At 52.2% G+C, this 13,454-nt stretch carries 11 protein-coding genes and 1 riboswitch; of the genes, 7 read left to right on the plus strand and 4 right to left on the minus strand.

The features are described from left to right. Window positions 1–359 precede the first annotated feature (359 nt). From DFR47_RS15355 to DFR47_RS15375, 5 genes are all read left to right on the plus strand, one after another. Window positions 360–3,449 (plus strand): helicase-related protein, encoded by a 3,090-nt coding sequence (locus DFR47_RS15355; protein WP_374788406.1) that lies wholly within the window; start codon window positions 360–362, stop codon window positions 3,447–3,449. A 4-nt stretch (window positions 3,450–3,453) separates the two neighbouring features. Beyond that, window positions 3,454–3,858, plus strand: a complete 405-nt coding sequence (locus DFR47_RS15360) for an RNA-binding S4 domain-containing protein (RefSeq protein ID WP_113945292.1) — start codon at window positions 3,454–3,456, stop codon at window positions 3,856–3,858. Window positions 3,859–4,314: 456 nt separating this feature from the next. Next, window positions 4,315–4,653, plus strand: a complete 339-nt coding sequence (gene fdxA / locus DFR47_RS15365; protein WP_113945293.1) for a ferredoxin FdxA — start codon at window positions 4,315–4,317, stop codon at window positions 4,651–4,653. A gap of 437 nt (window positions 4,654–5,090) precedes the next feature. After that, window positions 5,091–5,669, plus strand: a complete 579-nt coding sequence (locus tag DFR47_RS15370; RefSeq protein WP_113945294.1) for a CarD family transcriptional regulator — start codon at window positions 5,091–5,093, stop codon at window positions 5,667–5,669. Window positions 5,670–5,961: 292 nt separating this feature from the next. Further along, window positions 5,962–6,870, plus strand: coding sequence for an RNA polymerase factor sigma-32 (locus tag DFR47_RS15375; protein WP_113945295.1), 909 nt, complete (start codon window positions 5,962–5,964; stop codon window positions 6,868–6,870). A gap of 50 nt (window positions 6,871–6,920) precedes the next feature. On the opposite strand, the gene DFR47_RS15380 is transcribed toward DFR47_RS15375, so the two are convergent. From DFR47_RS15380 to thiB, 4 genes are all read right to left on the minus strand, one after another. Then, window positions 6,921–8,426 carry a M48 family metalloprotease gene (locus DFR47_RS15380; protein WP_113945416.1) on the minus strand — a complete coding sequence of 502 codons (1,506 nt, stop codon included), beginning with the start codon at window positions 8,424–8,426 and terminating at the stop codon, window positions 6,921–6,923. Window positions 8,427–8,637: 211 nt separating this feature from the next. Beyond that, window positions 8,638–9,372: a thiamine ABC transporter ATP-binding protein gene (locus tag DFR47_RS15385; RefSeq protein ID WP_113945296.1), complete on the minus strand. Its 735-nt coding sequence runs from the start codon at window positions 9,370–9,372 to the stop codon at window positions 8,638–8,640. Next, on the minus strand, window positions 9,369–11,015 hold the full coding sequence (gene thiP, locus DFR47_RS15390; RefSeq protein WP_113945297.1) for a thiamine/thiamine pyrophosphate ABC transporter permease: 1,647 nt from the start codon (window positions 11,013–11,015) through the stop codon (window positions 9,369–9,371). Before thiP ends, DFR47_RS15385 begins: the two co-directional genes overlap by 4 nt. Window positions 11,016–11,113: 98 nt before the next feature. Then, entirely contained in the window at window positions 11,114–12,118 is a 1,005-nt protein-coding gene (gene thiB, locus DFR47_RS15395; protein ID WP_113945417.1) for a thiamine ABC transporter substrate binding subunit, read from the minus strand. Between the two features lie 60 nt (window positions 12,119–12,178). Then, window positions 12,179–12,290, minus strand: a riboswitch (TPP riboswitch). Between the two features lie 80 nt (window positions 12,291–12,370). Between thiB and DFR47_RS15400 the strand changes: the two genes are divergently transcribed. Then, entirely contained in the window at window positions 12,371–13,012 is a 642-nt protein-coding gene (locus DFR47_RS15400; protein WP_113945298.1) for a thiamine diphosphokinase, read from the plus strand. A gap of 110 nt (window positions 13,013–13,122) precedes the next feature. Next, window positions 13,123–13,407, plus strand: coding sequence for a glycine zipper domain-containing protein (locus tag DFR47_RS15405; protein WP_113945299.1), 285 nt, complete (start codon window positions 13,123–13,125; stop codon window positions 13,405–13,407). Window positions 13,408–13,454: the final 47 nt, after the last annotated feature.

Below are 13,454 nucleotides of genomic sequence, written 5' to 3' on the forward strand. Positions count from 1 at the left end.
GGTGTTCTGATTGTTAAAACAGGCCGTTTTTGGGGTGTAATTCAGAGGCTTATTGAACAGGAAAATGCAGAAGAGGTCGGTAAAACTGTCAGGAAATGCAAAGTCTTCGTCGTTTCTTGGAGTTTTCTGAAGATTTGCCATAAAAGAAGTCATAAAGCTGGTGTTGTTGCCCTTTTAGTCAGGGACAGATAATGCTACCTGCTATGCGCAAGCTGCTAAAAATAAAAAGGCAGCAGAAAATGGGTTTGCCCGATTAGTCTGATTATGCTGTTTATTCTGCATAACCAAAACGGGCATTCTGTGTGACGCCTTCATGAGACGGGGAATATCAATTCCGCATGAATGACCAGAAGAAATCATTGACGCCTCCGGCTCAGGCGGCGTCTCTGCAGCATCCTCAAGGGGCACCGCTTATTGTCAGCGGTCGCGATGTGACGGCCGTACTCGGGCCGACCAATACGGGTAAGACTCATCTGGCGCTGGAGCGTATGCTCGCCCATGAGAGCGGAATTATCGGTTTGCCGCTGCGCCTGCTGGCGCGTGAAGTTTACAATAAACTGGTTGCCAAGGTTGGTCCGCAAAAAGTGGCGCTGGTGACCGGTGAAGAAAAAATCATTCCTGCAGGCGCAAAATATTCAGTTTGTACTGTTGAGGCACTGCCGCGCCAGACCAATGCCGCCTTTGTCGCGATTGATGAAGTGCAGCTGGCAGCCGATCTTGAGCGCGGGCATATTTTCACAGATCGCCTTTTGCATTTGCGCGGGAAGCACGAAACCCTGTTGCTCGGCGCGGCAACGATGCGGCCTATTCTTGAGAAGATGCTGCGCGGTATCAATATTATTACCCGTCCGCGTCTTTCAAATCTGGCCTATGCAGGCTCTAAGAAAATTACCCGTCTGCCACGGCGCAGTGCGATTGTCGCTTTCTCTGCGGATGAAGTATATGCGATTGCCGAGCTGATCCGCCGCCAAAGGGGCGGGGCGGCTGTGGTCATGGGCGCGTTGAGCCCGCGTACCCGCAATGCACAGGTTGAGCTTTACCAGTCGGGCGATGTCGATTTTCTTGTGGCTACCGATGCGATCGGCATGGGGCTGAACCTCGATGTCGATCATGTTGCTTTTGCGCAGGCGCGTAAATTTGACGGTTTTCAATACCGCAATCTGAATGCGGGTGAACTCGGTCAGATCGCCGGTCGTGCAGGCCGGCATCTGCGTGATGGAACATTCGGTGTGACCGGTCAGGTTGATCCGTTTGATAAGGAACTTGTGGAACGGATAGAATCGCATAGTTTTGATGCGGTGAAAGTGTTGCAATGGCGCACAGCTCAGTTTGATTTTTCATCTGTGCGCGCTTTGAAGCAGTCTCTCGACCGTTCTGCCCCATTGGAAGGGTTGACACGGGCACTGCCTGCGGTTGACATGCAGGCGCTTGAAAATCTGGCGCGTGATGAAACGATCATGCAGCTTGCGGATACATCCAAGCGTGTGGAAATTTTGTGGGATGCCTGTGCGCTTCCCGATTACAGAAGGATTGCACCGGCACAACATGCCGATATTATTGCTGCAATCTATAAGGATATCATCCGCAAAGGTTTTGTGGATGAAGACTATATGAGCGAGCAGGTGCGCCGGTCCGACAGGACTGACGGTGAGATCGACACTCTATCTCATCGTATTGCACAAATTCGCACATGGACATATGTGTCGCATCGGCCGGGCTGGTTGGCAGATCCGACACATTGGCAAGAAAAGACGCGCGAAATTGAGGACAGATTGTCCGATGCGTTGCATGAACGGTTGACGAAACGCTTTGTAGACCGCCGGACAAGCGTGCTTATGAAGCGCCTGAGAGAGAATGCCATGCTAGAAGCAGAAATTAGCCCGACAGGGGATGTCCTAGTCGAAGACCACAATGTCGGGCAGTTGGAAGGGTTCCGATTTACCGCCGATGTCAAGGCCGAAGGGCCAGACGCGAAAGCGGTAAAGGGGGCAGCACAAAAAGCGCTGGCCGCTGAATATGACCGTCGTGCAGAGCGTTTCTCTGCTGCGGCCAACGGCGATTTTGCCCTTGGTTCAGATGGTATTCTGCGTTGGGTCGGTGCGCCGGTTGCAACTCTGGTTGCCGGTGACAGCGTGATGCGTCCACGTAGCGTGCTTTTGGCTGATGAACAGCTGACAGGCGCATCCCGTGAGAAAGTACAGAGCCGTATTGACCGCTTTGTCGCGCATCATATTGAGACTGTTCTCAAGCCATTGCACGATCTGACTGAGGCTGATGCCCTGACCGGCATGACCCGTGGTCTGGCTTTCCGTCTGGTTGAGAGCTTCGGTGTTATCCAGCGTCGTGACATTGCTGAAGAAATCCGTGGTCTTGATCAGGATTCCCGTGCAGCACTGCGCCGCTTCGGTGTGCGTTTCGGCGCTTACCACGTTTTCATTCCTGCATTGCTGAAGCCGGCTCCGGCTGGTCTGATGACCCTGTTGTGGGCTTTGAGCAATGATGGCCGTGAACGCGCCGGTTATGGCGATGTGGTTCATGTTCTGGCCGCCGGTCGTACATCGGTTGTGGTTGAGGCGGATTTTGATCCGGTATTCTATACACTTGCCGGTTATCGTGTGCTTGGCCGCCGTGCAGTACGTTTTGATATTCTGGAACGTTTGGCCGATCTGATCCGTCCGGCTCTGGCCTGGCGTCCGGGTGCAGGTCTGCGCGCTGAAGGTGCCTATGACGGCGCACGCTTTATGGTGACGCCATCCATGATGTCGATTCTCGGTGCGACACCGGAAGACATGGAAGAAGTGCTGAAGAGCCTTGGCTATCGTCATGAAGCACTGGAAGCACCGGCCGTTGCTGCCAAGCTTGCGGAGCTGGATGCCTTTGCTGAAGCTGATGCTGCCAAGCAGGCAGGTGAAGCTGTTGCAGAGCCTGCGGGCGAAGCTGCTGCTGAGGTTGATGAACAGCCTGCAACAGAAGAAGCACCTGTTGCTGAAGCTGCTGCTCCGGAAGCCACTGCTGAAGCCGTGGCAGAAACATCCGATGCCGCTGCTGCTGAAGAGCCTGTAAAAATGGTTCTGCTGTGGCGTCCGGGTCGTCATGACAATCGTCCGCGTGAACAGAACCGTAACCGCCCGCGTCCGCAGGGTAATCGTCGTGCGCCAGCCAAAGATGGTGCACCGGCCGGTGATGCTAAAGACAATGCCGGTGACAATCAGTCCCGTGAGCAGTCCCGTGATGGGCGCAGCAAGCGTTTTGAAAAAGCTGCGCGTGTTGATTTCCGTAATGGTGAGCAGAAGTCCGGTCGCAATGAGCATCAGGGCAAGCCTCGTCACGCCAAGCGCGATCATGGCCAAGATCAGAAACGTGTTGAGCGTAATGAACGCCCAGTGCAGATCGATCCGGATTCACCATTCGCCAAGCTGCTTGCTCTGAAAGAGCAGCTGAAGAAGTAAGTCTATGAATACGGGTGTTCAAAAACAGCGCATTGATAAATGGTTGTTTTTCACTCGTGTCGTTAAATCACGCTCGCTCGCGGCAAAATTGGCTGCGGGCGGGCGTGTTCGTATTAACCGCGATAAAATTGATCAGGCATCATACGGCCTTAAAATTGGTGATGTGGTGACGATAACGCTGGATCGTCGCATTCTGATTTATAAAGTCAAAGATCTGGGTGAACGTCGCGGTTCATTTCCTGAAGCGCAATTGCTCTATGAAGATCTGACGCCGCCGCCTGAACCGGCAGAAAAGCAGGCAATGGCTGTCGCTGAAAAGCGGGATGCGGGTTCCGGCCGTCCGACAAAGCGCGACAGACGTATAACGGAACGGCTGAAACAGGGCGGTTCCGGTTTTGACGGAATTTGAAGTTTCGCGTGCTTGTAAAGCGCTTCATGTGAGTCGTTTTCAAAGCTGAATTATAGTTCAGCTTTGAAATTTGTGATTTTGACCGATCAATTTTTTGTGTGATCTTCGCAAATGACCGGAATGAGCAATGTTCGGGCGGAAGGATTATGCTGTATTAAAGACAGGCGGAGATGCCGTTTTTCAGAAAATACAGTGTCGCAGAATGTGGTTCTTTTTTGCGGCGGAGCGTCGCGGCAGGGGCAAAACCCTCTTGCAAGCTGTGGCTAAAGTCGTTACCTGACAAACAGATTTTCCGCCGTCTTCTGCTCTGTGCACTGACTGCGAAAATCATACCAGCTTGCTGATCTGATGACGGTGCGGACATCATCCGCCGGTTGCTCTGAAGCACAAGCCGCCCCGATTGTAATATGAGCCGCATAGTTCTGTGTGGTAGTTCAAAACTCTAGGAGTTCGACAATGACTTATGTCGTGACCGATAACTGCATTCGCTGCAAATATACGGATTGCGTGGAGGTCTGTCCTGTCGATTGTTTCTATGAGGGCGAGAACATGCTCGTCATCAACCCTGATGAGTGCATTGATTGCGGCGTGTGTGAACCAGAATGTCCTGCGGAAGCTATTCGTCCTGATACAGAGCCGGGTCTGGATAAGTGGATTGAGCTGAATTCTGAATATTCTGCGAAATGGCCGAACCTGACTGTCAAGAAAGATCAGATGGCTGAAGCTACCGAGATGGATGGTGTCGCTAACAAGCTTGAACAGTTCTTCTCGGCAGAGCCTGGCGAAGGCGATTAATCGCTGCGCCAAATCCTCTGAATAACGCTAAACGCGTCCTGCCTGTTAACGAATTGTTAGCACAATTCACCTGCGTGCGCGGTTTGTGCCGTCATTTTGTTGATTCTTCCTGTTTTTTGTGTTACTGTCCACGATAATGTCGATGAGCAGGCGTCATTTCGTGGCGGCTACAGGTATTCACTGAAAGGCTGATATTAATTACAGGCTGAAATAGTGCCGGAGCAACTTTGTTTCTAAATTTTGCTCCTGCCGTTTAACCTGTGATTTTTTATGCTTAAGTTTTACCTCAGCATCCCTTTTACATTCTGTTTCGGCACTTGTTTTAATCAGCTGTCATGCTTGTTCCGTTTTCTCACGGGACGGTTAGCAGGACTGATTGTATCACCGCGTGTAAACCGGCGCTTCAGCGCCGGACACTACAGGGAGTATTGAAGCGTATGTCATCCCAGCAGAAAAAGACCACAGTCCGTCAGGGTTTCAAAGCGGGTGAGTCTATTGTGTATCCGTCACATGGTGTGGGGCAGATCGTTGCAATCGAAGAGCAGGAAGTGGCAGGCATGAAGCTTGAACTTTTTGTTATTGATTTCGATAAAGACAAAATGCGCCTGAAAGTACCGGTGGCGAAAGCAGCTACCATTGGTATGCGCAAATTGTCTGAAGGTGATTTTGTAGAACGTGCATTGAAAGTTTTGCAGGGTCGTGCCCGTATCAAGCGCACTATGTGGTCGCGCCGGGCGCAGGAATATGATGCAAAAATCAATTCCGGTGACCTGATTTTTATTGCCGAAGTTGTACGTGACCTTTTCCGCGCTGATAACCAGCCGGAGCAATCCTATTCTGAACGTCAGCTTTATGAAGCAGCTCTTGATCGCATGGCGCGTGAAGTTGCAGCCGTTAACAAGCTGTCTGATACAGAATCAGTTCGTCTGATTGAAGCTAATCTGGCAAAAGGTCCGAAGCGCGGTACCAAAGCTGATGAAGCTGAAGCAGAGGATGATGAAGCAGAAGCCGCATAATTTAAGGTTTCACTGATTCTCATCAGTCTTTTCAAGAACGCCGTTCTGCTTATGCAGTACGGCGTTCTTGTTTTTATAGCCGAGCTTTTCTCCGTGAGCGCTCAAAGACACCACAGAGCAAGCACTGCAAGGTTTCGTGGTGCAGTTGCTATTATTTTCAAGCTCTCTGTTCAATAAAAACGTAATTTTATTGAAAACTGAAGGAACCAGACTTCACTCCATGCGTTTTGCTCCTAACGGATAACGTGATCTTTCGTACAGGTTACGTTGTGTTTTCGTTTTGGAGAGTAATATGAAGCCTGTAGCGTCCTCTGCCTCATCCGAAGTCACAACACGTACTGCCGCTTTTGTATCTTCCGGAAATCTTATTCGCAGTGCCATGTCTGCGCCCTATCTTGAACGGGAGCAGGAACAGGCACTTGTGTTGCGCTGGAAAGAGCAGGGCGATCAGGTTGCACTGGATGCAATTACTTCGGCGCATATGCGGCTGGTGATTTCAACGGCTGCGCGTTTCCGCAAGTTTGATCTGCCGATCGCTGATCTCATTCAGGAAGGCACTGTCGGATTGATGGAGGCAGCCTTCCGCTTCGAACCGGAACGGGAAGTCCGCTTTTCAACCTATGCGATCTGGTGGATCAGAGCGGCAATACAGGACTATATTCTGCGTAATTGGTCGATTGTTCGCGGCGGTACCAGTTCCACGCAAAAGGCTTTGTTCTTCAATCTGCGGCGTCTGCGTGCCAAACTGGCGCAAAGCAATGAGACCATTTCCAAGAAAGAATTATACAGCCGGATTTCCGAGCAGCTCGGCGTTTCTGAGAAAGACGTGGAGATGATGGATTCCAGATTGTCTGGTCCCGACAGTTCTCTGAGCATGACTGTGTCTCCTGATGATAGCGGCAGTGCTGAAAAAATCGACTTTCTGGTGGATGATCATCCGTTGCAGGATGAAGTTGTGGGCAATATGATTGACGGTGAGCGACGCGTCAGCTGGCTTAAACAGGCTCTGTCCGTGTTGAATGAGCGGGAATTACATATTATTCGCGAACGCCGCCTTAATGATGATGCTGTGACACTGGAAATGCTCGGGGACAAACTCGGAATTTCCAAGGAGCGTGTGCGCCAGATTGAAAGCCGTGCTTTGGAAAAGCTACGCGCAGCCTTGCTTTCACAAAATGGTGTTGCTGCCTATCACGCCTGATTGGTACAGATATCTTAAAAGAAAAGCCCCTCTTTTCAGAGGGGCTTTTGTTATTCGCTGATGATTTTAACGCGGTCGCCCGCGGATACTGTGCCGCCGCTTGGCAGCGCGTTCAACAGGCGGAAGAGTTCCAGCTTGCGGTCAGTGCCCTGCATCCGGTTGGCTAACGAGCCAAGTGTGTCACCGGCTTTGACAGTAATAACGCGGATACGGAGCGGCTTGGCGGCAGCCTGTTCAGCCGGCGTCAACACGCGGAAACTCTCTGTCGTCGAGCGGGTGGTTGCACTCAATGCATTGCTGTTCTTTGGCGCAGCTATGAGGAAGCGATAGACTTTCTGGCCTGAGGCAATAACCACAATCTCAAACTGCCATTTATCAGCATTGGCACGTGCTGTTGCTGCAGGTAGTCCATTAATGGTGGTTGTCTGAACCGACTGATCATCCAGACCTGTCACCCAGCCGCTGCGCAGATAGCTGGCCAGATCGCTGCCCTGCGGGAGTGCTGCACCGTCGAAACGGATGGCGAGTTCGCCGGGGCCGCTTGCCATAACAGCATTTGCGGAGTTATCGATTGAGAAGCCCTGCGGTACGCTGAAAGTCACGCCGAGTTTCGGATGAATAAAGGTACGTTCGCGGACAAAGCCTTCCTGAGGTGTGTCGCCATAGAGCAGTCCGTCAATACCATTGAGGAAGGGCGGACGGTCTGTGGTGCCAACACCCGGTGCGCCGATACGGCGTGCATGGCCGACAGCCAGATCAACACGCTGCGGCGTTGCCGGATGGCTTGCCAGAAAATCGAGGCTGGCATCGGTTGCGCCCGATACGGAACGGAAACCGGTATAGGCTTCCATCGACTGCAGGAAGCGCGCTGACGCAAACGGATCATAGCCCGCAGCGCCAATCATTTTAATGCCGATTGCATCCGCCTGCAGTTCCTGATTGCGCGAGAACTGGGCAAGGCGCAGCTTGCTGCGGATCGCAGCTTCGCGGCCGGCAGCTTCATCCTGCAGAACCTCAGAGGCAACGCGTTTGGCAATAATGGATTCGGCTTCTTTTGCTTGACGCAGAATGCCGTGATTGGCGGTGACGTGACCCATTTCATGGGCAATCACAGCCGCAACTTCCGAAGAATCATTGGCAAGCGCCAGCAGACCGCGGGTGACATAGAGATAGCCGCCGGGCAGGGCAAAAGCGTTGATGTTCGGGCTGTTGAGAATTGTAATACGATAGGTCTGATCCGGATTATCAGAAACCGTTGTCAGATTGCCGACGATCTTCGCCACCATACGCTCAAGCTTGGCATCTTTATATTCACCGCCATAGGTGGCGAGAATGCGCGGATGTTGCTGTGCGCCGAGCTGTGCCAGCTTGTCATTCTTGCTGACATTGGCAACAGTGACCGGATTGGAAGACGGGCCGATAATATCAGGATCACTGAAATCCACAGAACGGCAGGCAGACAAAAGCGCGACCAGAGCGATCGCTGCTGTTCGTTTGATAACTGGAGAAATGGAGGGCTTTTCCGCTGCGGAAAACCGTGTCGCCCTTAAAAACATATCCAGTGTCGTGTCCTCAGTTCTGTCAATAACGTAAAAGCGTTTATCTGATGTAATATAGGCAATGGCTGTTTCAAGAAAAGTGAAATGCGATGAGCACCATTTCACAAATTGTCAGACATTGCATTATTGCAGGAGATAAAGCCGCTCTGCCTTTAAACTATGGCAATATCACGTCTTTCGGCTGAATGACCAGACTGTCACGGGGCTGTTACGACGATTTATGCTCTGTGGTGCCCATATAGTCACGGATAGCCTGAGGACCAGAGGCAGAGAGCATAATATTGGCATCGCCCTGTTCTTTTATTTCGCCGTCCTTGAGGAAAAACACGGTTGAGCTGAAACGCAACGCATCTTCCGGCGTGTGGGTTACCATCAAAATGGTAATGCCGGTCTCTCTTTGCAGCGCGGCAATCAGATCGAGCATTTGCTGGCGCAGGGCGGGGCCTAACGAGGCAAAGGCCTCATCGAGCAGCAGGACAGGCTTATCGCGCACCAATGCGCGTGCAATCGCAACACGCTGTCTTTCTCCGCCGGATAGTTCCTCCGGCTTGCGATGCTCTTTGCCGGTCAGTTCAACACGGTCAATAGCCGTGCGGATCGCTGCCTTGTCTTGTTCGGTGAGTTTTAAAGCGGGAGAGCGACCCAGCCCGATATTGGAGAAAACATCGAGATGGGCAAACAGATTATTCTCTTGAAACACCATGGTCACAGGACGGTCTGACGGTGGCGCAGTATCAATCGCTTCGCCACCGATCAGGATATGACCGGATTTCGGCGTTTCAAAACCGGCAATCAGATTGAGCATGGTTGATTTGCCCGAACCGCTCGGGCCCACAATAACACCGGTTTCACCTGCCGCTAATTGCAAGTTGAACAGCATTTCGGTCTGACCGAAGGAAAAGCGGACATTGTCCAGCGTGAGTGCAGCATTGTGTCGTGTCATGCGATGTTCCGTCCGGCAGAGGCGGTTGATTTGTTTTGCTTGCCGGTTTTATCAGTGATCAGCATCAGGGTAAAACAAATGGCAGCAAGGATCAGTGCCAGACCTGCAGCGTCACTGGTGCGATAGCTGCCCATGCGTTGCAGCAACAGATATGGCAGGGTCTGTACCGCATCGCTGCCGAACAGCGCGATCGTACCGAGGTCGCCCATAGACAGCGCCATGGCGAAGATAAAGCTTAAAACGAGCGGCCGCCGGATCACCGGCCAGTCAATCAGGCGCAACCGGTTTAATCCGCTGATGCCGAGAGCGGTGCAGAGCCGGTTATTACGGGCGGCTGCGCTGTCCCATGCAGGACGCAGCAGACGCACCGCAAACGGCATCGCCATCACGCCATTGACGGCAATGACCATAAATGGTGCTAGTGTGAACACATCAGTGAACTGACGTAACAGGATGAACCAGCCGGCACCGATGACAATCGGCGGGATGATCAGGACGAGGCTGGAACCACTATCAAGTGCAGCAGTGAAAAAGCTGCGCAGTCGGCGCGGGGCTTTGAGATTTTGCGTAGCATTATATTCGCGAGCGGCCACCAGCGTGAGCGACAGCACAACGCAAACGGCAGCAGCACCAAAAGCTAACAGCAGCGAGGTAATAATGGCTTGCTGCACGACGGTTTCATTGATCAGACGCCAGAGATCAGAACCCAGACCGGACAGGACCATGCCGAGCACTGGCAGTGCGAGAAAAAGCGCGGCACAGGCAATAATGACACCTGATAGTGCTCTCGCTGCTTTACTGTGACGGATATAATTGCGGCTGACTGTTGTCAGCGACAGGCCTTCTTCTGTCGGTTTGCCGGTCAGGCGTAGCAGACATAAAACACCGATAGTGAGCAGGAGTTGTGTCAAGGTGAGGGCGACGGCTCGGGCCAGATCAAAATCAAAATGCAGTGCCTGATAAATGGCGACTTCCAGTGTGGTTGCACGCGGACCACCGCCCAATGTCAGCACAATGGTGAAGGAACTGGCGCAGAGCATGAAAATCAGCCCGGCAATACCGCTTAAATTGCGGGCGATCACCGGCCATTCAATCAGCCGGAAACGGGCGAAGCTGCCCATGCCCAATTGTGCCGAGAGCTTCCAGTAGTCTTGCGGAATGGATTCAAGGCTGGCAAGCAGCAGGCGAACAGCCAGCGGCATGTTGAAAAACACATGTGCCAGCAAGATACCTGTCAGGCCGTAGATATCCGGTATCAGCGGCATTCCCAAGGCTGTGCTGCCCTGAGCAATGAAGCCATTGCGTCCGTAAATGCTGGTGATGCCAAAGACGGCCACCAGTGAGGGGAGTGTCAACGGAATTGCGAAAAAGCGCAGCAGCAATGACCGTCCGCGAAAACTGGCATTGGCTTGGAGTGCGCGGGCAACAGGCAAGGCAAATAACACGGACAGCAACACCGAGAGCAAAGCCTGCAGCAAAGTGAAACGGGTAATGTTCCATAAATAGCTGTCGAAAGCGGCCAGCGCATCGCTGTCTGATTGCAGTCCCTGAATGCCAAGTGACAGCAAAGCGCCGCCGGTCAGAACCAGCAGAAGCATTAGTGCTACAAAGCCTGAGGTAGTTTTAAAACGGGATATCTGCATTATTTTCCGTATACACTCTGCCGGAAAGATTCCGGCAGAGCTGTTTTGCTTTTATGCGTATTTATTTGAAAACCGCGTCGTTCTTTTCAGAGCAGACCTTAGCGGCTCATGGCATTCAGCCACTCATCCACCCATGATTTGCGGTTTTGCGCAACTGTTTCAGGGGCAATCAGCAGGCTCTTATCCGGTTTTGGCAGAGCATCAAAGGCGGCTTTGAGCGGTTCCGAGGTGTTATAGGCCGGATACATCCAGTTGGTTTCCGGAATCACATCCTGAAAACCGGGTGTTGTCATGAATTGCAGGAACTGAGCGCTAAGCGGATTTTGTGCGCCCGTCACAGTCTGACCAGCCAGTTCAATCTGCAGATAGTTGCCTTCTGTAAAAGTCACGGCTTTGTAGCGCTCGGTCTTGTCCGAAATCATGTGATAGGCGGCCGATGTTGTGTACGACAGCACCATCGGCGCTTCGCCTTTGGTGAACAGGCCATAGCCTTCTGACCAGCCCGGCGTGACTGTGAGTACGCGTTTGCTGAGCTTCTGCCATTGCTCGGGAGCCTTGTCGCCATAGATGTCTTTCACCCAGAGCATCATGCCGAGACCCGGTGTCGACGTGCGCGGATCCATCAGAATGATTTTCTGTGAGGCGTCACCGTCAATCAGCTCTGCCATGGATTTTGGCGGTGTTTTCAGTTTCTCGCTGTCATAGATCACTGCAAAATAGCTGTAATCATAAGGCAGGAACACCTCATCCTGAAAATTGTCCGGAACATTGCTCTTTGCATCTTTCAACCCGTGCGGAGCAAACAGGCCGGAGGCTTTGGCATCGCTGATCAGGTTGGTATCGAGACCCAGCACAATATCAGCTTTGGTGGATTTGCCTTCGAGCTTCAGGCGGTTGAGTAGTGCCACACCATCAGCAACGGCGACAAAATTCAGAGTGCAGCCACAGATTTTTTCAAAGTTTTCTTTGACTTTAGGACCCGGACCCCATTCAGCAGTAAAACTGTCATAGGTATAGATTGTCAGGTCTTTCGCCTGTGCTGCACTACCCAAAGTCAGAGCAGAGAGAAAAGTACCGGTGAGAATAAGATTTCGGATAAGCATGAGATAACAGCCGCGCGGGCTCTCCTCTGGTGTTGGTGTTTCCAAGGATTGAGCGCCGGAAGCCGGACAGCATCTAATCCCTCCGCCGGTACAAACCGGATCAGGTTCAGCGGGTTAGCCGGAGACCGGCCTCTCAGCCTTTTGCAAGCAGAAGGCACCCCGTTAGAGCAGGCAGACAATAGGATAAAACAGCGACGCGGAGCAAGAAGAATGTAGGCTTCCGGTCTGAGAAGCAGCATGATATGCAGCAGCATGTCAAAATTTCTCATTCTTCTTGGCGGCGATCTGACCGTCACCCCACGCTTGAAACAGCAGATTGCCGGTGCGCGTGTTCTGGCGGCCGACAGCGGTATGCGCCATGCGGCCGGTCTTGGTGTCGTGCCGGAATTATGGCTCGGCGATTTTGATTCCACGGATGCTGCATTGGCTGATCAATATGCCCATGTGGAGCGACAGGTCTTTCCGGTTGCGAAGAATATGACCGATGGTGAATTAGCGCTGCATGAAGCCTATGAGCGCGGTGCGACTGAAGTGATTTTGGCAGGCGCATTTGGCGGTGAACGGACAGACCATACATTTCTGCATCTGAGCATGGCGGTGGCGCAGGCGCATAAGGGACGTAAGATTTTTCTGTCCAGCGGTCATGAGGAAGCAACACCGTTGCTCTATGGAAAAACGGAGTTTGACCTGCCGGAAGATACGCTGTTTAGTATTTTAGGCTTTGAAACATTAACCGGATTATCAATTTTCGGGGCAGAATGGCCGCTTGATGCTGTTACCGTGCCATTTGGCTCTTCTTTAACGCTCTCAAATAGAGTAAAAGAAACATTAACGGTGACTTTGGAGACTGGGACTGCAATTCTGGTGGCATCACCTGTCAGTGCTTTGATCTAATGTGACTAAACATAAAAACCTGTAAATTGTTTTGATGGTTGCTGTCTTCTTTTTGCTATAAAATGCAGGAGATTATGGCAAGTGAGTAGCCTCAACGGGAGTAACTTTAAATGAAATCACGTCTTTCTATGATCGCAGTCACTGTAGTGCTCGCGTTCTCGACTGTTGCCTGTACAACAGGTGAACAGCGCACCGCGGGTTACGGTGTAGGCGGCGCAGCAATCGGCGCTCTCGCTGGTGGCGCAATCGGCGGTAACGGCCGTGGCGCTCTGACCGGTGCAGCCATCGGTGCAGTTGCCGGTACTCTGCTCGGTGCAGCACAGACCCGTAACGGCGTTCAGTATTGCCGCTACCGCGACAATTACGGCCGCGTTTACGAAGCGCCTTGTAACTAATTGCTACAAGTCAGATTTAAAGAAAACAGGCCGTTTTGCGGCCTGTT

The sequence above is a fragment of the Pseudochrobactrum asaccharolyticum genome, assembly GCF_003314995.1.
In the GTDB taxonomy this organism is placed as follows: Bacteria; Pseudomonadota; Alphaproteobacteria; order Rhizobiales; family Rhizobiaceae; genus Pseudochrobactrum; species Pseudochrobactrum asaccharolyticum.

What these genes read in the sequence shown, in the direction of transcription:
- DFR47_RS15360 (WP_113945292.1), top strand. Translation starts at nt 3,454, where the DNA reads ATGAATACGGGTGTTCAAAAACAGCGCATTGATAAATGGTTGTTTTTC.
- DFR47_RS15370 (WP_113945294.1), top strand. Translation starts at nt 5,091, where the DNA reads ATGTCATCCCAGCAGAAAAAGACCACAGTCCGTCAGGGTTTCAAAGCG.
- DFR47_RS15380 (WP_113945416.1), bottom strand. Translation starts at nt 8,426, where the DNA reads ATGTTTTTAAGGGCGACACGGTTTTCCGCAGCGGAAAAGCCCTCCATT.
- DFR47_RS15375 (WP_113945295.1), top strand. Translation starts at nt 5,962, where the DNA reads ATGAAGCCTGTAGCGTCCTCTGCCTCATCCGAAGTCACAACACGTACT.
- DFR47_RS15400 (WP_113945298.1), top strand. Translation starts at nt 12,371, where the DNA reads ATGTCAAAATTTCTCATTCTTCTTGGCGGCGATCTGACCGTCACCCCA.
- thiB (WP_113945417.1), bottom strand. Translation starts at nt 12,118, where the DNA reads ATGCTTATCCGAAATCTTATTCTCACCGGTACTTTTCTCTCTGCTCTG.
- fdxA (WP_113945293.1), top strand. Translation starts at nt 4,315, where the DNA reads ATGACTTATGTCGTGACCGATAACTGCATTCGCTGCAAATATACGGAT.
- DFR47_RS15385 (WP_113945296.1), bottom strand. Translation starts at nt 9,372, where the DNA reads ATGACACGACACAATGCTGCACTCACGCTGGACAATGTCCGCTTTTCC.
- DFR47_RS15405 (WP_113945299.1), top strand. Translation starts at nt 13,123, where the DNA reads ATGAAATCACGTCTTTCTATGATCGCAGTCACTGTAGTGCTCGCGTTC.
- thiP (WP_113945297.1), bottom strand. Translation starts at nt 11,015, where the DNA reads ATGCAGATATCCCGTTTTAAAACTACCTCAGGCTTTGTAGCACTAATG.